The sequence below is a fragment of the Oliverpabstia intestinalis genome, from assembly GCF_009696065.1.
Classification (GTDB): Bacteria; Bacillota; Clostridia; order Lachnospirales; family Lachnospiraceae; genus Oliverpabstia; species Oliverpabstia intestinalis.
Genome location: NZ_VUMS01000002.1, coordinates 101,563 through 126,055, shown reverse-complemented (window position 1 = coordinate 126,055; position 24,493 = coordinate 101,563). Strand labels below are relative to the sequence as shown.

Sequence of the window (24,493 nt, the reverse complement as noted above, 5' to 3'; positions counted from 1 at the left end):
GTATTGCCCATTTTTTCTGTTTAGATAATTTATATACCGAACGGTAAATAAATTGCTGGATTTCTGTAAGAAGGTGTGGTATTATAATAAAAGTAAATATACTATGATCACAAAGGTACTGAACAGTTAAATAAATTGTAGAAATAGAGGTGCATTCACATGAGTTGGTACAATGAAGCTATATTTTATCATATTTATCCCCTGGGTCTTACAGGTGCTCCGGCACAGAATGACTATGGTGCTCCGGCACATCGGTTGAATACCTTGTTGCCATGGATCGATCATATCCAGAAGATTGGATGTACAGCACTGTATATCGGTCCGTTATTCGAAAGCGTTGGACATGGATATGAGACTACAGATTATAAGAAACTGGATTCTCGTCTGGGAACCAATGAGGATCTTACGAACTTTGTAGCTGCCTGCCATAAAAAAGGAATCCGTGTGATTTTCGATGGTGTCTTCAATCACACCGGACGTGATTTCTTTGCTTTTAAAGATATCCAGGAACACCGGGAACATTCCCGCTATGTCAACTGGTATTGCAATGTAAATTTCTGCGGAAACACAGAGTATAATGATGGTTTTTCCTACGAAAACTGGGGAGGATATAATCTTCTGGTAAAATTGAATCAGCGCAATCCGGAAGTACAGAATTATATCTGTGATGTGATACGTTTCTGGGTGTCTGAATTTGATATTGATGGTATTCGTCTGGATGCTGCAGATGTCCTGGATTTTGACTTTATGCATGCCCTGCGCCGTACTGCTGATGAAGTAAAAGAGGATTTCTGGCTCATGGGAGAGGTTATCCACGGTGATTACAGCCGTTGGGTTAACGGCGATACTCTGCACAGTGTAACAAACTATGCTCTGCATAAAGCCCTGTACAGCGGGCATAACGACCATAATTATTTTGAAATCGCACATACCGTTAAATATCTGCAGAATATGGGTGATCTGGATCTTTACAATTTTGTGGACAATCATGATGTAGAACGGATCTATACCAAACTCAGCAACAAAGCGCATTTTGCACCGATCCATATATTGTTGTATACTCTGCCTGGTATTCCGAGTATTTATTACGGATCGGAATTTGGAATTGAAGGAAAGAAAGAAAAATTCTCAGATGTAAGCCTTCGTCCGGCACTGGATCTGGAAAATTACAAAAATGCCGTCACTGAAAATCCCTGTACAGCGCTGATTGCTGCACTCGGAAAGATCCGTCAGGGCACACCGGCATTAAGCTATGGAAAATATTATGAACTGATGCTTACCAACCGGCAATATGCTTTTGCACGGGATCTGGACAATGTACGTGTGATTGTCACCGTCAACAACGATGACAATGCCACAGATATGAATCTGCCTGCAGGTAATACTGCCATATATATCGGTGCACTTTCCGGTAACCGGGCAGAAGTACAGGGTGGAAGAATCCATGTGACGATTCCTGCGAACAGCGGCGATATCTGGATTCCGGAAGAACAGTTGAAGAACGAAACTCCGGTCCCGGTTGCAATAATGAAAAAAGTAAAACCGGTAACCGTAAAAGAGCAGAAGACATCAGAAAATGAAACCATTGTCTTTGAAGAGAAAACAGAGCATGCAACTGCTTTGAAAACAGATTGGAGTAAAACACCGGACGAGATGACGGTATCCGAACTTCAGGCGGCTATCCTTGAGAAGATGGCCGGAAACGGTCCGGTGACCGATCAGATGAAGAAGACCGTAGCTGACAACATCTGGCATGATTCACTGGTAAACTGGCTGAAGAGTTTTCATTAGATGTGTAACGCGTAAATCAAAAAGTCGAAACTGAAATCACTTTTCGTGAATTTCAGTTTCGACTTTTTATATATCGTTACAGACCTCTGTCATTGTATCTGTTCCAATGCTTTCCGAAGCTGTAACGGATGTGGCATATCAAGAGCAGCCTTTTTCAATACGTCCTCTTGTACAAATACCTCCGAAGGTGTACCGTCTGCCAGTAATTGTCCATGGGCAAGAACTACAACTCTCGAAAAACACTGCGCTACAAAATCCATATCATGAAGAATCGCCAATACCAGTTTTCCCTGCTCGGAAAGACTGGCAATAATGTTCCGTATAATCTCTTTTCCACTGTAATCCTGTGCAATCGTCGGTTCGTCCAGAATAATTACATCTGTATCCATCGCAAGAACAGAAGCAATCGCAACCAGTTTCCGTTGAGAGAGTTCCAGATCATACGGGTTTTCACCCGCATAGGGAGTCAATTCTGTCAGTGCCAACGCTTCCATGGCTTTTTCCATAGCTTTTTCTTTTGGCATACCGATATTTAACGGACCAAACATAACCTCATCAATGACCTTGTACTTGAAAATCTGGTCATCCGGGTTCTGAAAAACATAACCCACCTGTCCGGCAAGAGAGGCCACCGTACGCCTGGAAATATCTTCTCCCTGGTAGAGGATTGTTCCGGCAGAAGGCTTTAACAGACCTTTCAGTAAACGCACCAGTGTGGTTTTTCCGGCACCATTTTGTCCGATAATTGCCGTAGGGCGCTGATCCAGAGACAACTGGAAGTTTTCAAAAATAGGATGATCTTCTGTATAGGAAAACTTAAGATTTCTCACATCAAATCGATTTTCTGGTGCTTCTGCCAGGACAGTATCTGCCAGCTGCGGTAGTGTAACCTTTCTTTCTTTGTCTCTTTTCAAAGCTTCTTTCACATCCTCAACAACTACAGGATACGTACCATCCGGACGAAAAATATGCTGTTCGACACAATAACGGGTTACATAGGGAGGACAAATACCTAATTCTGCAAGATCAGGTCTTGAGAAGATCTTTTCCGGTGTGTCAAAAGCAATCTGCTTACCTTCATGTAAGAGTAATATTTTGTCACAGTAAGATGCCAGTTTCTCCATTTTCTGTTCAATCATAAAAATAGTAATACCCGTTTGGGCAAGTAACTCTACTGTATGGAAAACCTCTTCGCTTCCCTGTGGATCCAGCTGGGATGTCGGCTCGTCAAGAAGCAGAATCTCCGGTTCCATGGCAAGAACTGAAGCAATGGCCACACGCTGCATCTGTCCACCGGACAGATCAAATGGGTTCTTCTCCCGAAACTGCCAGATGTCCAGTTGATGCAGAACCTTATCCAGGCGTTCATGGATCTGTTCAGCCGGTACGCCAAAGTTTTCCAACCCAAAGGCTACTTCATCCCAAACAGTATCTTTCGCTCCGGAAAGCTGGTTAAAAGGGTTCTGAAAGATCAGCCCGACTTTTTTGCAAAGTTCCGCAGTAGGTGTGGTAGCAGCAGCAATTCCATCAACAGTCACTTTACCTCCGTAAGCACCTTTGTAAAACTGAGGAACCAGTCCGCAGAAAGCCTGGCTGAGCGTACTTTTTCCCGCACCATTCTCTCCGATAATTCCAATGAATTCTCCTTTCTCAGCAGTAAAGGAGATATCATCCAACGCCAGCTTTTTTGTATGGGGATAGCGATATTTCAAATGTTCTACTTCTAAGAAAGCCATAAATAAATCCTCCCTGCCAGTGCCAGAATCAACCCTGCAATACACAGCCAGCTGAAGATCCGGTCTGCTTTTGTCTTCTGATGGGGATGCATCCAGGTTTTTAATCCTTTTGCACCAAATCCACGTACTTCCAATGCGATTGCCCGTTCTCTGGTAGCTGTCAGCGCACTCATAACAACCGGCGAGATCAGTGGGAGAAACGCCTTGATACGAACCAGAAGACTACCTTCTGTTTCCATACCGCGGCTTCTCTGGGCATCGGTGATGGTATGCATCGTCCCCATCATCTGCGGAATAATCTGAAACACAGAATTGATAATATAACCAAATCGCGGAGAAAATCCCTTTCGCTCCAACTCATCCACAAGCTCGGAAGGGCGGGTGGATAAAACGACAATTGCGAAAGACAGAAGCATATTCAGAATATTTAATCCGATATGCGCTGCATACAATAATCCTTCTTTATAAAACCTGAGAAATCCGATGGCAAACAGTACATTCTTGTTCTGTTGATTGACCAGACCATGAATCAGAAAAATTGTAAGAATAATTGTAAAAGAAAATGCAATCAGCGGCAGGGCTTTTTTAATAAGCCTGCCGCTTTTTAGCAGTACAAAACTGATTATGATCATCACTGCAAATCCCCACACTGAACCAGTCAGAAGGGGAATGCAGATTGCTGCTGCCAGATACCATAATTTGGTAAATGGATGAAGCTGTGTCAGCCAGCTTCCGTTATTTGTGTATAAACTGATGGTTTTCATAAATTAATCCAGACTTTCGATAGTTTCTTCTGTATCATACAGGGTGGTAAGTTTCTTTGGAAGACCTTTGAGAATCAGGAATACGATGATCAGTGTGATCAACTTATCCGGTACATCTACAACGATCTCATCCAGCAGAGAACCAAGTGCCAGTGGAAGTTTTGCTGCCTGTGTTGCGGCAAATACTGCATCACCCCATACGTTTCCGGTTGTTCCGCCCCAGAACAGAATGTTCAGTGGTGTGGAAACCACAACAGCTGCCAGTCCGCCCGCACATGCAGTTAACAGAGCTTTTGGGAATGTTTTCATAAATCCGATACGTGCCATGATACCGACAACGAGACCGATGAAAAGACTGGTCAGTGCATAGATCAGTGTAATATTATCACCGGTGGTAAATCCGTAGATCAGGTTGTTTGCAGCACCACAGATGGCTCCGATGATAGGTCCGCCAAGTGCTGCACCGATACAGGTTCCGATGCTGTCCAGCCATAACGGCAGTTTCAGGAAACTGGCGAACAGTTTTCCGAGATAGTTGATTCCGATACATGCCGGTATCAGAACGATGACGGCGGCATTCAGTTGTGTTTTAAAAATCTTTTTCATGATTCATCCTCCCTCGATGTGATTTTTTATCTGTATCATCAGAAATGCAGGATACAAAAGTTGTATACCATCTGTTTTTCGGATGATTTTCAGATATTTTGGTTTTGATTATTTCTGGATTCTGGTGAATGCTTCCAGCGCTGTAAGAATTTCTCTTTCTTCCCCACTCATGGAAATTGCCTCTTTGGCGGCATATTTTCCAATATCTTCCGCGACAGAGGACTGAGAGGCGGCAACAACATTTAAAATCGATGCAGTACGCACACCACGAAGGGAACCGAGTACAAATAACACTGCGGTTTCCATATCAGAAGCAATTGCTCGTTTTCCGGCCCAATAACTGTAAAGTTCCGGGTTCCGATCACTATAAAGGCAGCTGTGACTGCGACAGATTCCCAGGTGATAAGGAATATTTTCAGCAACTGCACTTTCCCGACAGGCACTCAGGAGATCAAAATCAGGTATCGCAGGATACTGTGCTTCCACATAAGCAGCAGAAGTGCCATCGTCCCGGATCGCCCCGGTTACAAAGATCAGATCGCCCAGAGCACATTCCGGCTGCAGGGCTCCGCAGCTTCCAATACGGATCAGGTTATGAACACCACACTGGATCAGTTCCTCCACAGCAATCGCACAGGAAGCAGCACCTATTCCGGTAGAAGTAACCAACATTTTTTTGCCCTTATATGTGCCTTGCCAGCTACGAAATTCCCGGTTTGATGCAAGCAGTCTGGCGTCTTCCAGATGAGAAGCTACCGTATCTGCCCGTGCCGGATCTCCCGGTAACAGTACACAGTCCACATCCAGATCCTTCGGAAGACGGATATGCGGCATCAGGTTTTCAGACATAATCAAAACCTTCTTTCTAAAAATATTTGCCTGTTTACCTTAACACTTTACAACTGTCTTGTCAATTGTAAATATAAAGCAATGGAATGTTCTGCAACAGGTTACTGAATAAGAAAACAGGATTGACTTTTCCCATAGATATCTTTATAGTGAAATTCAGGTGACTGTAAGTGTACTGAACAGTTACAAATTTAGATTCTTTGTTTTGTTGATAAGATAGAAAAGCAGAATATCTAATAAAAGGAGATTTGTATCATGAATGATTTATTATTAGTAATCGATATGCAAAATGTATACCTTCCCGACCAGCCATGGGCATGTGAGACTGTAGCGCACACAAAGGCAAATATCCTGAAACTTCTGGAAAAACATCCAAAAAATCAGACTATTTTCACCCGCTATATCGCCGCCGATCACCCGGTTGGAACTTGGAAAACCTATAACGAGCTGAATCGCAAAATTAATGAAGATCCCTGGATGAATGAACTGATGGATGGAATCAAAGAAGCAGCCGAAACGTACCTCATCTACGACAAAAGCACATATTCCTCCTTTCAGGTACCCGCCATCCGTCAGGCTGCCCGAAAAGCCGACCGCATCATCCTCACCGGCGTTGTCTCCGAATGCTGTGTCCTTTCCACTTTCTTTGAAGGCATCGACCTCGGCTGCAAACTCATCTGGCTCACCGATGCCACCTCCGGCCTGAACCCGATCCTTGAAGCAGAAACCCTGCACATCTTACAGGGATTGTCACCGCTCCACGTAGAGTTCATGACAACCGAAGAGTACCTGACACAACAATCCTGATTCAGACACACTCTAGGAAATTCCGCATTAATCATCGCGATGATATATGTGATAAAATTGGAACTATTTCATTTCTTCCGGTTATTAATAAACAGCAGTAAGGAGTCGAAGCCCGGTTGGAACAACACTTTGTTGGCGGTTAGGTGAAATTTTGAAATCCTGTGCTTAGTAAGACTTGGCGCTGAGCGGCTCTCCGCGAAGAGCCTAGTCGCACTTAGCACATAGTTCAAAATTCACCTGCCAACGTTGTTCCAACCGGGCTTCGACTCCTTACTGCGTCCGTTTGTTAATACCTTTTTATTCTCCACGTTTCCTAGGATACTTTTTATCCAGCCGTTTTTCCCGTCTGCGCAACACCCGTTTCCGAATCCCCGTCACAATCTGCGAAATATACCTCAACAACGGCTCCGTAGCAACCGCAAACACGATCAGCGTCATACAACACTTCCGTGTCATCACTCCAATTCCAAACAGATTCTTCAAAAAAATCACACAGAACAACAATCCAGCCACCATAGCCGACCACACAATCCAGCGGAATACATTCATCGGTTTGCTGATTTTAAACAGAATCATCAGTCCGACAATTGCAAGCAGAAGAGTAGCAGCCGTGGAAATTTCCTCGTTTGACATTCCAAACGTCTGCCCGAATACTGTAAGGAATCCTACAATCAGTACATCCGTAAGTCCGGCCGGAAGCGCTTTTAAAAGCACATTCGTAAGGAAATGGCCTTCAATCATCTTCTTGTTCGGTTCCATTGCCAACAGGAATGCCGGAATACCAATGGTAAACATGGCCACCATGGAAATCTGAGATGGTTCCAGCGGATAGGTAATCATAAACGCCATAGAAAACAACGACAGCAGAAAGCTGAAAATATTTTTTACCAGAAACAAACTTGCAGATCGTTCGATATTATTAACGACCCGACGTCCTTCCAGTACAACCGAAGGCATACACGAAAAATTAGATTCCAGCAATACAAGCTGAGAAGCCTGTGCTGCTGCGTCACTTCCCGAGGCCATCGCAATACTGCAGTCAGCGTCTTTCAGTGCAAGTACATCGTTGACACCATCACCGGTCATTGCAACGGTTTTCCCTGCTTCTTTCAATGCACGGACAAACTGTCGCTTCTGATCCGGTGTCACACGACCGAAAACCGTATATTTTAACACTGCTCGCTTGATATCATCCGGTGTTTTTAACTGACTGGCATCGATGTAATTATCCGCATTGGCGATTCCCGCCTGAGAAGCTACTTTTGATACTGTAACCGGATTATCACCGGATATAACCTTGATATCCACACCCTGATCTGCAAAATACTGAAATGTCTCCCAGGCTTCTTTACGGATCGGATTGGCCAGCAATACAAGACCATAAGGAATCACTGCTTCTGTCAGTGCTTTTCCGTCCGGAGTTCCCTCGTATCGACCGAAAACCAGGACACGATAACCCTCGCTTCCATAAGATTCTATTGTTTCTTTATATATTTCATAATCATCCCGAAGAACAAATTCCGGTGCACCAAGCACATAAGAAGTCGTATGAAAAGTAGCACTGCTGTATTTGAAAGCGGAAGAGAATGAAGTTACTGAAGTAGCTACCTGTCCGCTTCCCTGTGTAAAATATTCCTGCATTGCTGCCATTGTAATGTTATCTTTCGACATAGCGTGGGCAAAATCACCCAGCAGTTCTTTCAATGGGGGAAGTTCTTCTTTATCATATGGTTCCAGAGAAACCACATCATGAACCTTCATGGTATTTTCGGTAATGGTACCGGTTTTATCAACACACAGCACATTGACCCTGGCAAGCGTCTCGATACACTTCATATCATGTACAAGAACTTTTTTCGTGGCCAATCGCATTACACTGACTACCAGAGCTACACTGGCCAGCAGATATAACCCTTCCGGAATCATACCAATGATGGCCGCAACCATAGCCTGCATACTGGTCTTGATGGAACTGTCACCAAGCAGATACTGCTGTCCGAAAAGAACAATACCAATCGGAATGATCAGAAATCCAACAATCTGAACCAGTTTATCCAGGGAACGGATCATCTCAGACTGTTCCCCTTCTTTGGTTGCCTTTGCTTCCAGTGTCAGTTTTGAGATATAAGAGTCTGCACCTACCTGTTCCAGTCGTCCGAGACAGGAGCCGGAAACAACAAAACTTCCGGACATCAACGTGTCCCCGGGTTTTTTGGTGATCTCATCAGATTCACCGGTCAGAAGGGATTCGTTGACCTGTACCTCCCCGTCAATCAAAGTAGCATCGGCACAGATCTGATTTCCCGCCTGAAATTTTACAACATCATCCAGCACCGCCTTTTCTGCGGGAATCGTCTGAAGCTTTCCTTCACGCACAACAGTAGCTTTAGGCGCATTCAACACACTCAACTTGTCCAGTACTTTCTTGGAACGGATCTCCTGAATAATACCAATTAGAGTGTTACAGATAATGACCGGGAGAAAAGTCAGATCACGAAATGCACCGACCAGAAGCAGCAGAACTGCAATCACAAGAAAAATCAGGTTGAAATACGTAAATACATTGCTGATAATAATTTCCTTGGTCGTCTTGGAAGGAGAATCCACCGGGGCATTGCTCCATCCTTTTTCCATCCGTTCTTTCACCTGTGCCTGAGTAAGTCCGGTATCCGCGGTTGTCTCAATCCGTGCAACCGGTTTTCTCAGGATCTTTGTTTCCTGAGAATCCTTTGTTTTCTTCAATGGCGTTGCCTCCTTTTACTGTATCTGTTGAAGTCCCGTAATGTCCGGTTCGATCAGAAGGGAGTAGTTTGTGTAATATACAACAAATCCCGGTTTCCCGCCGGTTGGCTTCCGGAGATTTTTCTTCTGTGTATAATCAATTTCCACCTTCGGTGCCTGTCTGCCCTTGGAATAGTAAGCTGCCAGCTTTCCTGCTTCTTCAAAGGTGCGATCCGGAAGTTCTTCATTTTTTGATTTTACGATCACATGGGATCCCGGCTGCCCTTTGGCATGGAACCACCAGTCATTGCCGGAAGCAAACTTAAAAGAAAGCTCATCGTTCTGAAAATTATTTTTGCCGACATAGATATCATATCCATCGCTGGAAATATAATGATATGGACGAGAGGTGACTTTTACTTTTTTTCCTCCTGTATTTTTCCGCTTTACATATCCATATTCCATCATTTCTTCTTTGATCTGTACAAGATCTTCTTCCGATGAGGCAATATCAAGAGAAGCGGCAATGGATTCCAGATGCTTGATCTCATCTCCGGTTTCCTGCAACAGTGTATCCAGTGCTCCCTTGGTTCGCTTTAACTTGCTGTATTTATCGAAGTATTTCTTGGCATTTTCCTGTGGGGTCATCGTTTCATCCAGTGGAATCTGAATCATTTCATTGGTGTAATAATTCAACGCCTCCATGGACTTTGCACCGGGCTCCACTTCATAGCCGTAAGTATTCAGCAGCTCTCCCCAGACACGGTATTTTTCTTTTTTCTCTGTATCCTTCAACTGTTTTTGCTGTAACTGATATTTTTTTACATTTCGCTCCAGTGCATTCTGTACGATTTTTCGCAGATCTACTGTTTTCTGACGCATCTTTGTGACAATATTTTTTTCAGCATAATATGTCTCTAACACCGGGAAGATCGATGGATAAGAGACAGCACGGTAATCCTGATACTGAGACAGTGGAAAGCAGGCAAATTCTACCGGCTCTTTTCCTTTATATATAATGTTTGGTTCGAAATGCCCGTCCCTGATGTCATCTACCATGCGAAGAAAAGTATGTGCCAGATGTACCCGCTCCACATCCTCAAGTCCGTCGGTTGGAATACCGCCATCGATGCCGGCGCGATAGCAAACTTCTTCTGCCATCAGAGGACTGATTCCCGTGATAGAAGTGTAGATTGCTTTTGCCACATTCACAGGACGCGGAAAAATCTTTTCCTGAAAGATTTCTTCCGTTAATACAAACGGATTCAGTTTTGACTGTGTTTCCGGTATAAAATACGGACGCCCGGGAAGGACTTCTCTCACAGAACTCATATGAGCTGACACATGTTTGATACTGTCGATGATCTGATCCTCTTCGTTACAGAAGATAATGTTGCTGTGCTTTCCCATGATCTCCACAATCAGATATTTGGTACACAGATCACCGAGTTCATTCAGATGTTCAATAGTAAAACGGATGATCCGCTCCATACCCGGCTGTTCAATCGCGATGATCTTGCCACTCCCGATATGTTTTCTTAACAACATACAGAAGTTGGGTGCCGTCAGTGGACTTGGTTTATTAGTTTCCGTCAGATAAATCAGCGGGAGAGAAGCACTGGCTGATAAAAACAGACGGTACTGTTTCCGCTGATTTTTAATGGTTATGATCAACTCATCATTTTCCGGCTGGGCGATCTTGTTGATCTTACCGCCGGTGATGGTCTGATTTAATTCTGTTACAATATTTGCAATTGTGATCCCGTCAAAAGCCATAAAAACACACTCCTTCTTTGAATATTTTTATTATAACAGAAAAAAAGGATTTGACTAGGGTTTTGTAATGACTTATAATAAAAACATATGCATATTAAGCAATAATTAAGAAATTATTTAAGGTGAGAAAACTATTATGATTAAAAGTATGACAGGATTTGGAAGAGCCGAGGCACAGGACGAGCAGCATAAATTTACGGTCGAAATCAAATCTGTAAATCATCGGTATCTGGATTTTAACATCAAGATGCCGAAAAAGCTCAGCTTTTTCGACAGTGCAATCCGTACACTGTTAAAAGAGTACATGCTGAGAGGAAAGGTCGATATCTTTATCAGTTACGAGGATTTTACACAGTCTCACATGATTTTGCAGTATAATCATGAAGTAGCCAGCCAGTATATGGCATATTTTAAGAAGATGGCAGATACCTTTGGTATCTGTAACGACATCACCGCAGCGGAGCTTGGCAGGTTCCAGGATGTATTTACAATGGAAGAAGTGGATTCGGATGAAAAAGAATTATGGGGACTTCTGGAACAGGTACTCCGGAAAGCCTGTGAACAGTTTGTTGAGACACGGAAGACGGAAGGGGAGAACCTCCGGACTGATCTTTTGCAGAAACTTGATCAGATGTTTGAAAAAGTTGGAATGGTGGAGGAGCGTTCACCGCAGATTCTCCAGGAGTACCGGCAGAAACTGGAAGATAAGATGAAAGAACTGTTAAGCGATACACAGATTGAGGAAAGCCGAATCGCGTCAGAGGTTATCATCTATGCAGACAAGATCTGCACAGATGAAGAAACAGTTCGTCTGAAAAGTCACATCCGTCATATGAAGGAAGTACTCGCCGATGGTGAAGGCATTGGCCGAAAACTGGATTTTATTGCACAGGAGATGAACCGGGAGGCGAACACCATACTGTCCAAGGCAAATGATCTGGAAACATCCAATCTGGCAATTGACCTGAAAACAGAGATTGAGAAAGTGCGGGAGCAGATTCAGAATATTGAATAATCCGCAGAATGAGGGCACGCAATGGCCGGTTTTATTAATATCGGATTCGGTAATATAGTCAACCGTGACAAAATAGTTGCCGTAGTCAGTCCGGATGCTGCTCCGGTCAAACGAATGGTGCAGCAAGGAAAAGAAGAGAAGATAGTGATCGACGCTACCCAGGGGAGGCGAACAAAAGCAGTACTTGTCACCCAGGAAGGATTTCTGGTGTTATCGGCATTACAGCCGGATACTATCGGAAAGCGTCTTCATGCAGAAAAAATTATAGAAGAAAAAGGTGATCTGGATGAGTAAAAAAGGAAGTCTGGTAATTATTTCCGGTTTCTCAGGTGCCGGAAAAGGAACAGTAGTCAAAGAACTAATGAAGAACTATGAATGTTATGCACTGTCCATCTCGGCGACTACAAGGAATCCGCGGCCGGGAGAAGAAAACGAACGGGAATATTTTTTTAAGACAAAAGAAGAGTTTGAAGAACTGATCCGTCAGGATGCGCTGTATGAATATGCACAATATGTAGATAATTATTACGGCACACCGAAAGCTTATGTAGAAGAACAGCTGGCTGCCGGTAAAGATGTCATTCTGGAAATTGAAGTGCAAGGTGCCTTGAAAGTAAAAGAAAAGAATCCGCAGGCTCTGTTATTATTCGTAACCCCGCCATCTGCGGAAGAGCTCAAACACCGTCTGATAGATCGTGGAACGGAAACCATGGACGTGATCAACGACCGTATGCGCCGTGCTGCGGAAGAATCCGAGATCATGGATCATTATCAGTATCTGGTCATCAACGATGATCTGGATACTTGTGTAAAGGAAGTTCACCAGCTGATTCAGAGCCAGCACCTGAAGGTCTCTGAGAATCTTGATCTGGTTGCTGATATACAAAAAGAACTCAAAGAAATGAAAGGAGAATAAATTATGATACATCCATCTTATACAGAATTAATCCAGGCAGTAAACAAAGACGTTGAGGAGATCGATACTCCTGTATGCAACAGCAGATATTCCATCGTTCTTGCTACCAGCAAACGTGCTAGACAGCTGATCGCAGGTGCGGAACCGATGGTAAGTTATTCGCTGAATAAGCCACTTTCTATCGCCGTAGATGAGGTTTATAAAGGAAAAGTAACTATCATCCCGGACACTGAAGATGTAGAAGAAGCTGAGGCAGAAGCAGCTCTTGAAAAAGAACTGGAAGCGGAAGACAAAAACGCAGAAGAATAATCAGGTCAATAAGAGGGGATGCTGCATGAGCGTGCTGGCATCTCTTTTTTAACCAATGGAAAGGATTTATTAATCTATGTATATATTTTTCATGTCTCTCGGATGTGACAAGAATCTGGTTGATTCAGAAGAGATGCTGGGGGCGCTGGTAAGCCATGGATTCGAAGTGACCGATGATGAATCGCAGGCAGATGTGATTGTCGTCAATACCTGTTGTTTCATCCATGATGCAAAAGAAGAAAGTATTCAGGCGATTCTTGAGATGGCTGACTATAAAACCAAAGGCAATCTGAAAGCATTGATTGTGACCGGCTGTCTTGCTCAGCGTTACAAAGAAGAGATCACAAAAGAGATCCCGGAAGTAGATGCCGTTCTAGGTACTAACAGTCAGGCAGCTCTTTTAGATGCCGTTGATGAAGCCCTGAAAGGAAAAGTAAGTCATGTATTTACACCACTGGAGGGCATACCGCAGATGCCCGGCAAGCGTATGATCACAACCGGCGGTTTTTATGAGTATCTGAAGATAGCCGAAGGATGTAACAAACACTGTACTTACTGTATCATTCCGAAAATCAGAGGAAACTATCGCAGCGTTCCCATGGAAACTCTGATTGAGCATGCAAAACAGCTGGCAGAACAAGGCGTCAGGGAACTGATTCTGGTAGCCCAGGAAACCACCATCTACGGAACAGATCTTTATGGTAAGAAATCACTGCACCTGTTATTAAAAGAGCTCTGTAAGATTCCCGGAATTGTCTGGATCCGTCTTCTGTACTGTTATCCGGAAGAAATCTATCCGGAGCTGATCGAGACGATTCGTGATGAGAAAAAAATCTGTCATTATCTGGATCTGCCAATCCAGCACGCCAGTGATAAAATCCTGAAACGAATGGGAAGACGTACTTCAAAACAGCAGCTGATCGACATGGTTTCTACTCTTCGCAGAGAGATCCCGGATATTGTCCTTCGAACCACGCTGATTACCGGTTTTCCGGGAGAAACTCAGGAAGATCATGAGGAACTGATGGAATTTGTGGATCAGATGGAATTTGACCGTCTTGGTGTATTTACGTATTCTCCGGAAGAAGATACACCGGCAGCAACTATGGAGGACCAGATTCCGGAAGAAGTCAAACAGGATCGCCAGGCAGAACTTATGGAACTGCAGCAGGAAATTTCTCTGGAACGAGGAGAAAGCTGTGTGGGAAAAGACTATCTGGTGATGATAGAGGGAAAAGTAGCAGATGAAAATGCTTATGTGGGACGTACGTACGCAGATGCACCGGGCATTGATGGTTATATGTTTATCAATACCGGAGAACTTCTGATGTCTGGTGATTTTGTAAAAGCACACGTAACAGGATCCCTGGAATATGATTTGATAGGAGAGATTGCAGATGAATACACCGAATAAACTTACGATGCTTCGTATTATTTTGATTCCGTTTTTTGTAGTATTTCTTCTTGGAAATTTTAGCACCTGGTCCAAATGGATGGCACTTGCTATCTTTGTTATAGCAAGTCTGACTGATATGCTGGATGGCTATCTGGCGCGACGGGATAATCTGGTAACTAATTTTGGAAAGTTCATGGATCCACTGGCAGACAAACTGCTGGTTTGTTCTGCCATGATCTGCCTGGTTGATATGTCCCGGATCCCGAGCTGGATCGTTATCATCATCATCGGACGCGAATTTGTTATCAGTGGTTTCCGACTGATCGCTTCTGACAATGGCGTAGTTATCGCAGCTAATTACTGGGGCAAATGTAAAACTGTCTGCCAGATGTTTATGATCATCATTCTGATTGCAAACCTGGGTGGTGGTTTTGTGATTGTGGAGCAGATTCTGATCTATGCTTCTTTGATCCTGACCGTAATTTCTCTGATCACATACCTGTGGCAGAACCGCAGTGTTCTTTCCATGCAGGAATAGAATACAACAACTGAAAATTATAAAATATAAAGAAGAGATATTTGTGGAGTAATTACAGATATCTCTTCTTTTTGAATCTTCCGATAATTTTATCGTTTTATCCCCTCCGAAGCATTTTCATCATCGACAAGATCCGATCCATTTTTGCAATTTCCTGTGATGATTTTCCTTTTTTTAACACCTTTGTAATCATATCCATCTCTCCGGGGCTGAACTGCAGTCCGTTTTTCTTTGAATTGGCTGCTGCGGACATTAAAAATGCAAGCATTTCGTTCTGATTTTTTTTACTTCCCTGTTGTATCAGAGACTGTAACAGTGCCATCTTAGCCGGATCAATTCCTTCCAGTGTCGAATCCTTCATCCATTCCTGAGTCATAAAACTTTTACCTCCTTATCCAAGCGGATCTGCAGGTTCCTTAGGCATCTGCAAAATCTCCAGTGCGTGAAAGGCAAATAAGATCTGATCAATCATTTCTTTCTGGCTTTCACCTGCATACGTTCGAAGCTGCTGCAGAATATCCAGTGGCTGTGAAGTTCCGGACTCTTCGGACATCATCATCAGTTCTGCAGGACCTCCGGAAAACATTGCAATTGTATGGGAAAGTTCCATCATTTTTGCATACAAAGCAAAAACCCGCTGTGCATCTGCCGGAAAATAAGGGACGGCGGCTTTCAGCATCTGTAAAGAATCCTGAGCCAGCATCTGATCCAGAGGTGTCATCGGAGCTATACGGTCTTCATTCATATAATTTCCCCGTTTTTTCTACTATCTTATGCTTCACATCGGAAAAAGAGAAGCCGGCTGCATAAGATATAAGCAGGAATGTGACTTTTGAAAGGAAGTATCCGGTATGGAAAATCGAAAAAGAAAGACGCAAAAACTTGTTATTGACGGAAACGCACTCTACGAACTGGATATCGAATGTCTGGAGCGAAAACCGAAAGGAATTCCCTTGCAATCCACCAGAAATACCCCTATAATAGAACAGGCAAAAAATAATACAATAAGAAAAAGGAGACGTTATGACAAATCAAACAAATGATGTGATTCGCGATGCCAAACAACTCGGAATCCCCAAAATGTTGATCCTTGGTCTGCAGCATATGTTTGCCATGTTCGGTGCAACCATTCTGGTTCCGATTCTGGTAAACAGCTATTTTACAGATGCCTGTGGCGAAGGTCCGACACACGGACTGACCGTCGCCGTAACGCTGTTCTGTGCAGGTTTCGGCACTTTGTTATTCCATGTGTGCTCCAGGTTCCAGGTTCCTGCATTTCTTGGATCATCCTTTGCTTTCCTTGGGGGATTTTCAACAGTAGCCAACCTGAACACCGGTATGTATGCAACCATGAGTGTTAATGACAAAGCTGCATACGCCTGCGGTGGTGTGGTTGTAGCCGGTTTGATGTATCTGGTGCTTGCTCTGATCATTCGTCTGGTGGGCGTAAAACGTGTGATGAGGTTCCTTCCTCCGGTAGTAACCGGACCGGTCATCATCTGTATCGGACTGACTCTTGCCGGTTCTGCGATCAATAATGCTTCCACCAACTGGTTTCTCGCACTTGTTGCTCTGGCCGTAATTATCATCTTTAACATCTGGGGAAAAGGTATGTTTAAAATTATCCCGATACTGATGGGGGTTGTGATCTCATACGTGGTTGCACTGATCATGAACGCGATGGGAATTACCAATCCGGACGGCTCTGCCATCCTGAACTTTTCTTCTGTAAGTACTGCAAACTGGATAGGTCTTCCGCCGATGCAGTTCGCAAAATTTGACGTGACTGCCATCCTCGTTATGGCTCCGATCGCTATCGCAACTATGATGGAACACGTAGGTGATATGTCTGCCATCTCTGCGACGGTTGGGAAAAACTTTCTGGCAGAACCCGGACTTCACAGAACACTGCTTGGAGATGGTCTTGCTACAGCTCTGGCAGGCCTTCTCGGCGGACCGGCCAATACCACCTACGGAGAAAATACCGGCGTTCTGGAACTGAGCCGTGTACATGATCCGCTGGTTATCCGTATCGCTGCATGCTTTGCGATCATCATCAGCTTTATCCCGAAAGTATCCGCCATCATCAGTACCATGCCATCTTCAATCATCGGTGGTGTCAGCTTTATGCTGTATGGTATGATTTCTGCAATCGGTGTGCGTAACGTGGTGGAAAACAAAGTAGACCTGACCAAATCAAGAAACCTGATCATCGCAGGTGTCATCTTTGTCTGCGGTCTTGGATTCAGCAATGGTATCACTTTTACCATCGCAGGCACTCCAATTACCCTGACAGCACTTGCTATCGCAGCAATCGCAGGTATTCTGCTGAACATCATTCTGCCGGGCAACGACTACGAATTCGGTGTCAATGAAACCGGAGATGAAAACCGTGGAATTCATGCAAGTACAGGTAAAAAAAATGCATAATATGACAACAGAAAAATTATTTTCTTTCATTGAAAACAGTCCGACTGCATTTCATGCGATCGAAGCGATGCGATGCAGACTGAAGGCAGAAGGCTACCAGCCACTTCTTGAGGGATCTGACTGGAACTTGCAGGCAGGTGGAAAATACTATGTGATCCGCAACGGCTCATCCATTATTGCCTTCCGTATCCCGGCAAAGGAGTGGAAAGGCTTTCAGATCATGGCAAGCCACAGCGATTCCCCGATGTTCAAGATTAAAGAGAACCCGGAGATAGAGGCAGAAGGACATTATGTAAAACTGAACGTAGAGAAATATGGCGGTATGCTCTGCGCTCCGTGGTTTGACCGTCCGCTGTCCGTAGCTGGCCGCCTGGTAGTGAAAGACGGAGAGCAGATTGTCACAAAACTGGTGGATGTTAAAAAGGACCTGGTGATGATACCAAGCCTCGCGATCCACATGAACCGTGATGCCAACAACGGCGTTCCGTTTAATCCGCAGAAAGAGCTCCTTCCTCTGTATGGAGATGAAAACGCAAAAGGAACCTTTATGGAACAAATGGCAGCACTTGCCGGTGTTGCCCGGAAAGATATTCTGGCACACGATCTTTATGTATACAGCCGGACTCCCGGTACTGTATGGGGTGCTTCGGGAGAATATATTTCCTGCGGTCGTCTGGACGATCTGCAGTGTGCATTCTCGTCACTGGAAGGTTTCTTACAGGCACAGGACGGAGAAAGTATTCCGCTTCACTGTGTCTTTGACAATGAAGAAGTGGGAAGTTCCAGCAAGCAGGGGGCTGCTTCTACATTACTTCGCGATACGTTGATCCGCATCTGTGAAGCAATGGGAAAAAACCAGTCCGCTTACCGAAAATATCTGGCAAACAGCTTTATGATCTCCGCAGATAATGCTCATGCCGTACATCCAAACTATACAGATAAGGCGTGTCCGACCAACCGTCCGTATATGAATGGAGGTATTGTGATCAAATACAGTGCCAATCAGAAATATACTACAGACGGCATGGCCGCAGGTATCTTCCAGGAAATCTGCAAACGGGCAGATGTACCATATCAGACCTTTTTAAACCGTTCTGATATGGCAGGTGGCTCTACCCTTGGTAATATCTCCAACACACAGGTAGCGTTAAATACCGTAGATATCGGCCTTCCACAGCTGGCCATGCATTCACCTTATGAAACCGCAGGAAGTGAAGATACCGGATATCTGATCCGTGCTGCTGCCTACTTCTTTGAGAGTTCGATCTGCGAGAGTGGTTATGGAAGCTATACAATCAAACACATATAATCATGCATGCGACATGCTGATATAACTATTCTATATTGTCAAAAGGCAGGTGCGTAACCATTGAACGTACCTGCCTTTTAGTACATTGCATACCAGGATTTCCGATCTCTTTTCCCCGGACTCCCGGCAATAACTGTCACGTGTCATCCTTTGACTTAATTCACATCACACTATTATGTAGATATACGCCTGCGGCAGGGAACAGACACCGCAGGCGCAGGGAATAATACAATTATTAACGAAACGATGTACTAGAGCGTGTCTGAAAAATCATTTCCGCAATCTGCAAGCCCCACTTTGCGGTATATTTTACCCTCATTCGGATAAAATTTCCCACAAAGTGGGACTCGCAGCTCACGAAAAACCTTTTTCAGACACGCTTAGAAGCAGCCGTTTCCGCATCCGCCGCAGCACAGAAGGATCAGCAGAATCAGGCAGCAGTTGTTGTCATTGTTTCCGCAGCCACAGCCATCATTGTTTCCGCAGCAAGCCAGAAGGATCAAGATCCAGAGAATGCAGCTACAGTTTCCGTTTCCGCCCCAGAAATTAAACAGTCCGTTTCCATTGCATCCATTGTTGCATCCGCCGTTACATCCATTGTTACATCCACAGTCCCGTTCGCATCCGCAGTTTGTAGCAGTGATATCACTCATTGAAGTATTCCTCCGTTTAGGATTGATTACACTTCATCTTATGGAATGGACATACAGATGGTTACGGATTCACCAAAAAGTTTTTAAGTTGTGGAAATCGCACGAAACACCTGATAAACGTCCAGAGTTCCATATCCCCATTCCCGGTTGGGATAAAAAAGATCCGGATTCCTGATTGCTCCGCGAATCAAAAGATTCTTCATCTCATAGGTTGACAGATAGCGGGGAACCGGCAATTTCTGTCCCCATTCCATCAAAAGAGCACAGCTTCCCGCTGTCAGGGCAGCAGCAACACTCGTTCCGTCCCGCTGTACATAACTGTCCCTGATTCCCGGTCCGGACACCTTCACCCCCGGGGCACAAAGGTCCGGCTTGACCTGTTGATTTCTTGTATAGCCACGGCCGGAATTGAGATAGATACTTTTGCTGTAAGCATCGTAAGCCCCTGCGGTAATCACATATGGGGAATTTCCCGGTGCTGTGATGGTTGTATAAGGATCCGGCATAAGAAAGATGATATTCGAAGACACAAATCCACTTATGGGAAGCCACAGATGGAATTCACTTCTGGTATTACCGGATGCATATACCTGTATCGTCCAAATTCCCGGTGTGGGCATAACAAAACGAAGAAAAATAAGCTGACTGCCGGAAGTACTCTGTATTACTTCATAATATAGTTCAATGTGGGTACGATCAAGAAAAAGCGGAATATTCTGCATCTGTCCAAGCCTTGCCGGTATCCGCGGAATTATCTCCCCGGAAGGAGAGCGAAAGCCTACCGAGAACAGTTCCGGTGGAAAGCCCCACAGTTCTGCAAAGAATCCAGGACAGCCCTCGGGAACCAGAATTTCCACAGATGTGGGCTGGGTATATCCTGTAACATTACCCAAATAATGATGTGCCTTTCCTGCTTCATTTCCCGCTGCAGTAACGCAGACAATTCCCGGAACCGTATCCAGTCTCCGTAAAGTGAGATCAAGGGGGGTATATCCCATATGATCTCCCTGGTTACTCCCCAGTGCCAGACACAACACCAACGGCAGCTGCAGGCGTTCTGCCAGTTCCACAAGATACTGAATTCCCGTCATAATATCATTTTCCTGATATACCGGTTTCTCTCCGGAATAAAAATAAAAATTTTGAAGCGGCTGTTTTGCTTCCTTTAGCTTCACTGCCGCAATCTGAGCCTCATTGGCTGCTCCGATGAATTCCTGCTGCCGGTTTTCACTTCCGGCAGCTACCCCCGCTATAAAGGTTCCATGTCCTTCCGGATCTGTCACCGGCACAAGGGAAAGAGGATTTTCCAGATTTACTGCCTCTTGGATCTGTTCTGCCGTATAGACGGTCCCATACCCGAAAGGTCCGTCCCCGGTGGAAGAGGGCACTGTCTGATCCCAGATTTCCACGATCCGCGTCTGTCCATCTGCTGATAAAAAAGCCGGATGCGTATAATTGATTCCCGTATCCACAAATCCCAGTAACACATTTTTTCCATGAAGATTCAGCCCTGGTTGATTTTGTGTCTGTAGGATTCCGCTGACTTCCAGACTGGTTGTATCCAGAGGAACATACAGATTCGGAACCAGACTGTACACAAACCGTATATTTTCAAGAAGTCCATTCGGCCGAATCGGTATATGGATCACTACAAACTGATCGTTGATCACAGTAGGTTCATACGGAGCAATGATCTGCTGATAGAATTCCTCGTCAATTTTTCCGTAAGGAAGGATCAGATCTATTCTGTCATTTGCATAGATAGCATCCTGGTGCTGACTCATATCATACCTGTTGGTCTTTTTTTTACTATATGCACCGTTTCCACTTTCCCTTTCACCTTTTATATCATACCATAGAAAAAAGGCCGGATTTTCTATGTACACAAATACATGGACAGGAACCGGTATTGGCGTTGCCATTTTAGATACCGGACTGTATCCCCATATCGATTTTGGTGAACGGATCCGGGGATTTCAGGATTTTCTCGGACACCGTCCTTACCCTTATGATGACTCCGGACACGGAACACATGTGGCAGGAATTCTTGCAGGCGACGGAACAGCCAGTGACAGACGCTATCAGGGTGTTGCACCCGGGTGTCACCTGGTTGCTGCAAAAGTACTCGACAGGCGTGGAAACGGACGCTTACAGGATGTTTTACGGGCACTCCAGTGGATCTCTTTCAATCAGAACCTCTATGGAATACGAATCATCAATATTTCTGTGGGCGCTGCCGCAATGGATTCAAAAGCTGCCGCACGACTGATAAAAGCAGTGGAACAGGCATGGGATCAGGGCTTTGTTGTGGTGACCGCAGCCGGTAATATGGGACCTGCATATGGAAGTGTCACAGCCCCGGGCAGCAGTAAGAAAGTGATCACTGTGGGAGCAAGTGATATGCTGGACCGGATCAGTTCTGTCTCCGGTGCCGGTCCCACAGCAGAATGTGTCTGCAAACCGGATCTGGTGGCCCCCGGGGCAGATGTGATCTCCTGTGCCAACAAAAGAAACAGCTATGCCATCAAAAGCGGAACATCGATGTCCACACCAAGAGTTTCGGGAGCTATTGCTTTGTTGTTACAGAAAGATCCTTTTCTTACAAATGTGGAAGTAAAAATGCTGCTGCGGGAATCCTGTTTGGATCTCGGATATCCAAGAAACCGCCAGGGATGGGGAAAACTGGACATTCAAAAACTTCTTGCACTCTAAACAGACATGGCACCAAAAACAGAAGGTGCAGGGATTCAAGCAGTTATAACCATCGAACCACCTTGACATAAAAAGTCCGTGGTTGCACGAGACCTTGGCGACTGCCGCGATAACTATGAGAAACTCGCAGAGCGTGTTTCTCATAGTTTACGCCAGTTCCTCCCATTTTGCATACAGTTCTTCCAGTTTTTCTGCAATTGCTACCTTTTCTTTTGAAAGCCGCACACATTCCGCCACATTGACAGCAACCTCCGGCTGTGCCATCTCTTCATCAATCTCACCGTCTCTGGTTTCCAGCTTTTCGATTTCTGCTTCTGTCTTTTTTAGATCATTCTCCCGTTTTCGAAGTCTCGCCTGTTCTTCTTTCTGCTGTTTCCAGTCAAGTTTGGTTGCAGATGCTGAAACATCCGCAACAGCTTCTTCCTCCTTCGGTGCATAAATCTGTGTCAGTTCTTCTTTTTTCTCCAGATAGTAGTCATAATTACCGATATAATTGACCATTGCCTGATTTGTAAGCTCCAGGATCCGGGTCGCGGTCTGATTAATGAAATAACGATCGTGAGACACATACAGTACAGTTCCGGTATAGTGTTTCAGCGCCTGTTCCAGAATTTCTTTGGATACGATATCCAGGTGGTTGGTCGGCTCATCGAGAATCAGGAAGTTCGCTTCGGAAAGCATCAGCTTTGCCAGAGAAACACGACCACGCTCGCCACCGCTAAGAGCACTGATCAGTTTAAAGACATCATCTCCGGTAAATAAGAACGCAGCCAGTACATTGCGGATTTCTGTATTTGTCAGATAAGGATACTCATCGGAGATTTCTTCAAAGATTGTTTTCTCCATATGGAGTACGTGATGTTCCTGATCATAATAACCGATCTGTACTTTACTACCCAGTTCGATTTCCCCTGCATCCGGCTCCACCAGACCATTTAAAATCTTAAGAATGGTTGTCTTACCGGTTCCATTGGCGCCGATAATCGCAACACGTTCTCCCCGTTTCACAGAAAAATCCACGTTGGAGAACAGCTCCTGCTGAGGAAATGCTTTCGCCAGATTTTTTACTGTTAATACATCGTTTCCGCTGACTACGCGCGGCTTCAGTTCCAGATGCATTTCGACATTTTCTTCCACCGGTTTATCCAGCACATCGATCTTATCCAGCATTTTCTCCCGGCTCTCTGCACGTTTGATGGATTTTTCCCGGTTGAAAGATTTTAATTTTGCAATGACTTCTTCCTGATGCTTAATTTCCTGTTGCTGATTCAGCCATGCCTTATATTCCGCATCTCGGATCATTGCCTTTTTCTCTGCATACGCAGAATAATTCCCCATAAAAGTACGAACATGTCCGCGATCGATTTCGACTACTTTTGTCACGACGCGATCCAGAAAATAACGGTCATGGGAGACGATAAATACCGCGCCTTTATAGTTGATCAGATATGTCTCCAGCCATGCAATAGATTCCATATCCAGGTGATTGGTCGGCTCATCAAGAAGAATTATATCCGGGTTGGACAACAGCAGACGTCCGAGCGCCACACGGGTTTTCTGTCCGCCGGATAATGTGCCGATCTTTCTTGAAAAATCCTCTTCCTCAAATCCCAGACCTTTTAATACACCTACAACTTCACTGCGGCAGGCATAACCACCTTCCAGTTCAAACTGATGAGTGAGACGGGAGTAGGAAGCGAGCAGTTCATCCAGTTCCCGTCCGGTCAACGTCTTCATCTGCTGTTCCATGGTGCGGATCTTTTCTTCCATGTCTAACAGATACTGTTTGACAGAAAGCAGCTCCCCGTAGATCGTATTGTCGCCACTGACTTCCTGATGCTGTGCCAGATAACCGAGTGTCTTCCCTTTGGCAACTATCACCTCACCGGAATCTGCCGGCATCTCCTGCATAATGATTTTTAACAGTGTGGACTTTCCGGCACCATTCGGTCCGATCAGTGCAGCCTTTTCCCTTTCCTCCAGATGAAAAGACACATCCTTTAAAACATCATCTGTTACGAATGATTTATTAATATTCTGACATGATAAAATCATGAAAAACCTCCTTAAATTTCACAAGTCTATCGAATATTATACATGAATGAAGAAAATTCGCAAGAAAATCACAACAAAATCAGAAGTTTATTTGACAAACTTTTCACACT

Annotated in this window: 22 protein-coding genes and 2 pseudogenes; 13 read left to right on the top strand and 11 right to left on the bottom strand. The window is 44.6% G+C overall.

The features are described from left to right. The first annotated feature begins 159 nt into the window (after positions 1 to 159). Entirely contained in the window at positions 160 to 1,791 is a 1,632-nt protein-coding gene (locus tag FYJ57_RS01485; RefSeq protein WP_154431257.1) for an alpha-amylase family glycosyl hydrolase, read from the top strand. An 89-nt stretch (positions 1,792 to 1,880) separates the two neighbouring features. Here the strand turns inward: FYJ57_RS01485 and FYJ57_RS01480 are convergent, their stop codons facing one another. The 4 genes from FYJ57_RS01480 to FYJ57_RS01465 form a co-directional block, all read right to left on the bottom strand. Continuing rightward, a complete protein-coding gene (locus FYJ57_RS01480; protein ID WP_154431256.1) occupies positions 1,881 to 3,527 on the bottom strand; it encodes an ABC transporter ATP-binding protein in 1,647 nt (548 codons plus the stop codon). Beyond that, the gene (locus FYJ57_RS01475; protein ID WP_154431255.1) at positions 3,515 to 4,291 is read right to left on the bottom strand and encodes an energy-coupling factor transporter transmembrane component T family protein; all 777 of its coding nucleotides are present in this window, start codon (positions 4,289 to 4,291) and stop codon (positions 3,515 to 3,517) included. The genes FYJ57_RS01480 and FYJ57_RS01475 overlap by 13 nt, the downstream gene beginning before the upstream one ends. A 3-nt stretch (positions 4,292 to 4,294) precedes the next feature. Continuing rightward, entirely contained in the window at positions 4,295 to 4,897 is a 603-nt protein-coding gene (locus FYJ57_RS01470) for an ECF transporter S component (RefSeq protein WP_154431254.1), read from the bottom strand. Positions 4,898 to 5,005: 108 nt separating this feature from the next. Further along, on the bottom strand, positions 5,006 to 5,746 hold the full coding sequence (locus FYJ57_RS01465) for a nucleoside phosphorylase (protein WP_154431253.1): 741 nt from the start codon (positions 5,744 to 5,746) through the stop codon (positions 5,006 to 5,008). A gap of 255 nt (positions 5,747 to 6,001) precedes the next feature. Between FYJ57_RS01465 and FYJ57_RS01460 the strand changes: the two genes are divergently transcribed. Next, positions 6,002 to 6,553, top strand: coding sequence for a cysteine hydrolase family protein (locus FYJ57_RS01460; protein ID WP_154431252.1), 552 nt, complete (start codon positions 6,002 to 6,004; stop codon positions 6,551 to 6,553). Positions 6,554 to 6,850: 297 nt separating this feature from the next. Here FYJ57_RS01460 and FYJ57_RS01455 read toward each other — a convergent pair whose 3' ends face one another. Further along, positions 6,851 to 9,187, bottom strand: a complete 2,337-nt coding sequence (locus FYJ57_RS01455) for a cation-translocating P-type ATPase (RefSeq protein ID WP_154431326.1) — start codon at positions 9,185 to 9,187, stop codon at positions 6,851 to 6,853. Positions 9,188 to 9,310: 123 nt separating this feature from the next. After that, positions 9,311 to 11,050, bottom strand: a complete 1,740-nt coding sequence (locus tag FYJ57_RS01450) for an Rqc2 family fibronectin-binding protein (RefSeq protein WP_154431251.1) — start codon at positions 11,048 to 11,050, stop codon at positions 9,311 to 9,313. A 136-nt stretch (positions 11,051 to 11,186) separates the two neighbouring features. On the opposite strand from FYJ57_RS01450, the gene FYJ57_RS01445 reads away from it, so the two are divergent. The 6 genes from FYJ57_RS01445 (at position 11,187) to pgsA (ending at position 15,224) form a co-directional block, all read left to right on the top strand. Then, entirely contained in the window at positions 11,187 to 12,065 is an 879-nt protein-coding gene (locus FYJ57_RS01445) for a YicC/YloC family endoribonuclease (RefSeq protein ID WP_154431250.1), read from the top strand. A gap of 21 nt (positions 12,066 to 12,086) precedes the next feature. After that, on the top strand, positions 12,087 to 12,359 hold the full coding sequence (locus FYJ57_RS01440) for a DUF370 domain-containing protein (RefSeq protein WP_106492982.1): 273 nt from the start codon (positions 12,087 to 12,089) through the stop codon (positions 12,357 to 12,359). After that, positions 12,352 to 12,981: a guanylate kinase gene (gene gmk / locus FYJ57_RS01435; RefSeq protein ID WP_154431249.1), complete on the top strand. Its 630-nt coding sequence runs from the start codon at positions 12,352 to 12,354 to the stop codon at positions 12,979 to 12,981. Before FYJ57_RS01440 ends, gmk begins: the two co-directional genes overlap by 8 nt. Positions 12,982 to 12,984: 3 nt before the next feature. Next, the gene (gene rpoZ, locus FYJ57_RS01430) at positions 12,985 to 13,290 is read left to right on the top strand and encodes a DNA-directed RNA polymerase subunit omega (RefSeq protein WP_154431248.1); all 306 of its coding nucleotides are present in this window, start codon (positions 12,985 to 12,987) and stop codon (positions 13,288 to 13,290) included. 76 nt (positions 13,291 to 13,366) lie between these two features. Then, positions 13,367 to 14,704 (top strand): 30S ribosomal protein S12 methylthiotransferase RimO, encoded by a 1,338-nt coding sequence (gene rimO / locus FYJ57_RS01425; protein WP_154431247.1) that lies wholly within the window; start codon positions 13,367 to 13,369, stop codon positions 14,702 to 14,704. Then, positions 14,688 to 15,224 carry a CDP-diacylglycerol--glycerol-3-phosphate 3-phosphatidyltransferase gene (gene pgsA, locus FYJ57_RS01420; RefSeq protein WP_022172437.1) on the top strand — a complete coding sequence of 179 codons (537 nt, stop codon included), beginning with the start codon at positions 14,688 to 14,690 and terminating at the stop codon, positions 15,222 to 15,224. Before rimO ends, pgsA begins: the two co-directional genes overlap by 17 nt. A gap of 97 nt (positions 15,225 to 15,321) precedes the next feature. Here pgsA and FYJ57_RS01415 read toward each other — a convergent pair whose 3' ends face one another. Both FYJ57_RS01415 and FYJ57_RS01410 read right to left on the bottom strand, forming a co-directional pair. After that, entirely contained in the window at positions 15,322 to 15,600 is a 279-nt protein-coding gene (locus FYJ57_RS01415; RefSeq protein ID WP_117523707.1) for a hypothetical protein, read from the bottom strand. 15 nt (positions 15,601 to 15,615) lie between these two features. Then, positions 15,616 to 15,969, bottom strand: a complete 354-nt coding sequence (locus tag FYJ57_RS01410) for a hypothetical protein (protein WP_154431246.1) — start codon at positions 15,967 to 15,969, stop codon at positions 15,616 to 15,618. Positions 15,970 to 16,075: 106 nt separating this feature from the next. Here FYJ57_RS01410 and FYJ57_RS01405 point away from each other — a divergent pair, with 106 nt between their 5' ends. From FYJ57_RS01405 to FYJ57_RS01395, 3 genes are read left to right on the top strand one after another with little or no spacing between them, the layout of a single operon-like run. Continuing rightward, positions 16,076 to 16,267, top strand: a complete 192-nt coding sequence (locus FYJ57_RS01405) for a hypothetical protein (RefSeq protein WP_022172440.1) — start codon at positions 16,076 to 16,078, stop codon at positions 16,265 to 16,267. Beyond that, on the top strand, positions 16,248 to 17,654 hold the full coding sequence (locus FYJ57_RS01400) for a uracil-xanthine permease family protein (protein ID WP_154431245.1): 1,407 nt from the start codon (positions 16,248 to 16,250) through the stop codon (positions 17,652 to 17,654). Before FYJ57_RS01405 ends, FYJ57_RS01400 begins: the two co-directional genes overlap by 20 nt. Further along, positions 17,647 to 18,963 carry a M18 family aminopeptidase gene (locus FYJ57_RS01395; protein WP_154431325.1) on the top strand — a complete coding sequence of 439 codons (1,317 nt, stop codon included), beginning with the start codon at positions 17,647 to 17,649 and terminating at the stop codon, positions 18,961 to 18,963. Before FYJ57_RS01400 ends, FYJ57_RS01395 begins: the two co-directional genes overlap by 8 nt. Positions 18,964 to 19,198: 235 nt before the next feature. Here the strand turns inward: FYJ57_RS01395 and FYJ57_RS16160 are convergent. Next, positions 19,199 to 19,337, bottom strand: a pseudogene (locus tag FYJ57_RS16160) (DUF6783 domain-containing protein). On the opposite strand from FYJ57_RS16160, the pseudogene FYJ57_RS16475 reads away from it, so the two are divergent. Continuing rightward, a pseudogene (locus FYJ57_RS16475) lies at positions 19,308 to 19,619 on the top strand (hypothetical protein); the annotation flags it as partial. The pseudogenes FYJ57_RS16160 and FYJ57_RS16475 sit on opposite strands and share 30 nt — an antisense overlap. Positions 19,620 to 19,699: 80 nt before the next feature. On the opposite strand, the gene FYJ57_RS01385 reads toward FYJ57_RS16475, so the two are convergent. Continuing rightward, complete coding sequence (locus FYJ57_RS01385) at positions 19,700 to 21,400, bottom strand: S8 family peptidase (RefSeq protein WP_205839884.1); 1,701 nt, start codon at positions 21,398 to 21,400, stop codon at positions 19,700 to 19,702. Between the two features lie 94 nt (positions 21,401 to 21,494). Here FYJ57_RS01385 and FYJ57_RS01380 point away from each other — a divergent pair, with 94 nt between their 5' ends. Continuing rightward, positions 21,495 to 22,328, top strand: a complete 834-nt coding sequence (locus tag FYJ57_RS01380) for a S8 family peptidase (RefSeq protein WP_022172450.1) — start codon at positions 21,495 to 21,497, stop codon at positions 22,326 to 22,328. A 147-nt stretch (positions 22,329 to 22,475) separates the two neighbouring features. On the opposite strand, the gene abc-f is transcribed toward FYJ57_RS01380, so the two are convergent. Further along, a complete protein-coding gene (gene abc-f / locus FYJ57_RS01375) occupies positions 22,476 to 24,383 on the bottom strand; it encodes a ribosomal protection-like ABC-F family protein (RefSeq protein ID WP_154431243.1) in 1,908 nt (635 codons plus the stop codon). Positions 24,384 to 24,493: the final 110 nt, after the last annotated feature.

What these genes read in the sequence shown, in the direction of transcription:
- FYJ57_RS01485 (WP_154431257.1), top strand. Translation starts at nt 160, where the DNA reads ATGAGTTGGTACAATGAAGCTATATTTTATCATATTTATCCCCTGGGT.
- FYJ57_RS01455 (WP_154431326.1), bottom strand. Translation starts at nt 9,187, where the DNA reads ATGGAAAAAGGATGGAGCAATGCCCCGGTGGATTCTCCTTCCAAGACG.
- abc-f (WP_154431243.1), bottom strand. Translation starts at nt 24,383, where the DNA reads ATGATTTTATCATGTCAGAATATTAATAAATCATTCGTAACAGATGAT.
- FYJ57_RS01440 (WP_106492982.1), top strand. Translation starts at nt 12,087, where the DNA reads ATGGCCGGTTTTATTAATATCGGATTCGGTAATATAGTCAACCGTGAC.
- FYJ57_RS01410 (WP_154431246.1), bottom strand. Translation starts at nt 15,969, where the DNA reads ATGAATGAAGACCGTATAGCTCCGATGACACCTCTGGATCAGATGCTG.
- FYJ57_RS01450 (WP_154431251.1), bottom strand. Translation starts at nt 11,050, where the DNA reads ATGGCTTTTGACGGGATCACAATTGCAAATATTGTAACAGAATTAAAT.
- pgsA (WP_022172437.1), top strand. Translation starts at nt 14,688, where the DNA reads ATGAATACACCGAATAAACTTACGATGCTTCGTATTATTTTGATTCCG.
- FYJ57_RS01385 (WP_205839884.1), bottom strand. Translation starts at nt 21,400, where the DNA reads ATGAGTCAGCACCAGGATGCTATCTATGCAAATGACAGAATAGATCTG.
- FYJ57_RS01415 (WP_117523707.1), bottom strand. Translation starts at nt 15,600, where the DNA reads ATGACTCAGGAATGGATGAAGGATTCGACACTGGAAGGAATTGATCCG.
- FYJ57_RS01405 (WP_022172440.1), top strand. Translation starts at nt 16,076, where the DNA reads ATGGAAAATCGAAAAAGAAAGACGCAAAAACTTGTTATTGACGGAAAC.
- FYJ57_RS01475 (WP_154431255.1), bottom strand. Translation starts at nt 4,291, where the DNA reads ATGAAAACCATCAGTTTATACACAAATAACGGAAGCTGGCTGACACAG.
- FYJ57_RS01400 (WP_154431245.1), top strand. Translation starts at nt 16,248, where the DNA reads ATGACAAATCAAACAAATGATGTGATTCGCGATGCCAAACAACTCGGA.
- rimO (WP_154431247.1), top strand. Translation starts at nt 13,367, where the DNA reads ATGTATATATTTTTCATGTCTCTCGGATGTGACAAGAATCTGGTTGAT.
- FYJ57_RS01480 (WP_154431256.1), bottom strand. Translation starts at nt 3,527, where the DNA reads ATGGCTTTCTTAGAAGTAGAACATTTGAAATATCGCTATCCCCATACA.
- FYJ57_RS01465 (WP_154431253.1), bottom strand. Translation starts at nt 5,746, where the DNA reads ATGTCTGAAAACCTGATGCCGCATATCCGTCTTCCGAAGGATCTGGAT.
- FYJ57_RS01470 (WP_154431254.1), bottom strand. Translation starts at nt 4,897, where the DNA reads ATGAAAAAGATTTTTAAAACACAACTGAATGCCGCCGTCATCGTTCTG.
- FYJ57_RS01445 (WP_154431250.1), top strand. Translation starts at nt 11,187, where the DNA reads ATGATTAAAAGTATGACAGGATTTGGAAGAGCCGAGGCACAGGACGAG.
- FYJ57_RS01395 (WP_154431325.1), top strand. Translation starts at nt 17,647, where the DNA reads ATGCATAATATGACAACAGAAAAATTATTTTCTTTCATTGAAAACAGT.
- gmk (WP_154431249.1), top strand. Translation starts at nt 12,352, where the DNA reads ATGAGTAAAAAAGGAAGTCTGGTAATTATTTCCGGTTTCTCAGGTGCC.
- FYJ57_RS01460 (WP_154431252.1), top strand. Translation starts at nt 6,002, where the DNA reads ATGAATGATTTATTATTAGTAATCGATATGCAAAATGTATACCTTCCC.
- FYJ57_RS01380 (WP_022172450.1), top strand. Translation starts at nt 21,495, where the DNA reads ATGTACACAAATACATGGACAGGAACCGGTATTGGCGTTGCCATTTTA.
- rpoZ (WP_154431248.1), top strand. Translation starts at nt 12,985, where the DNA reads ATGATACATCCATCTTATACAGAATTAATCCAGGCAGTAAACAAAGAC.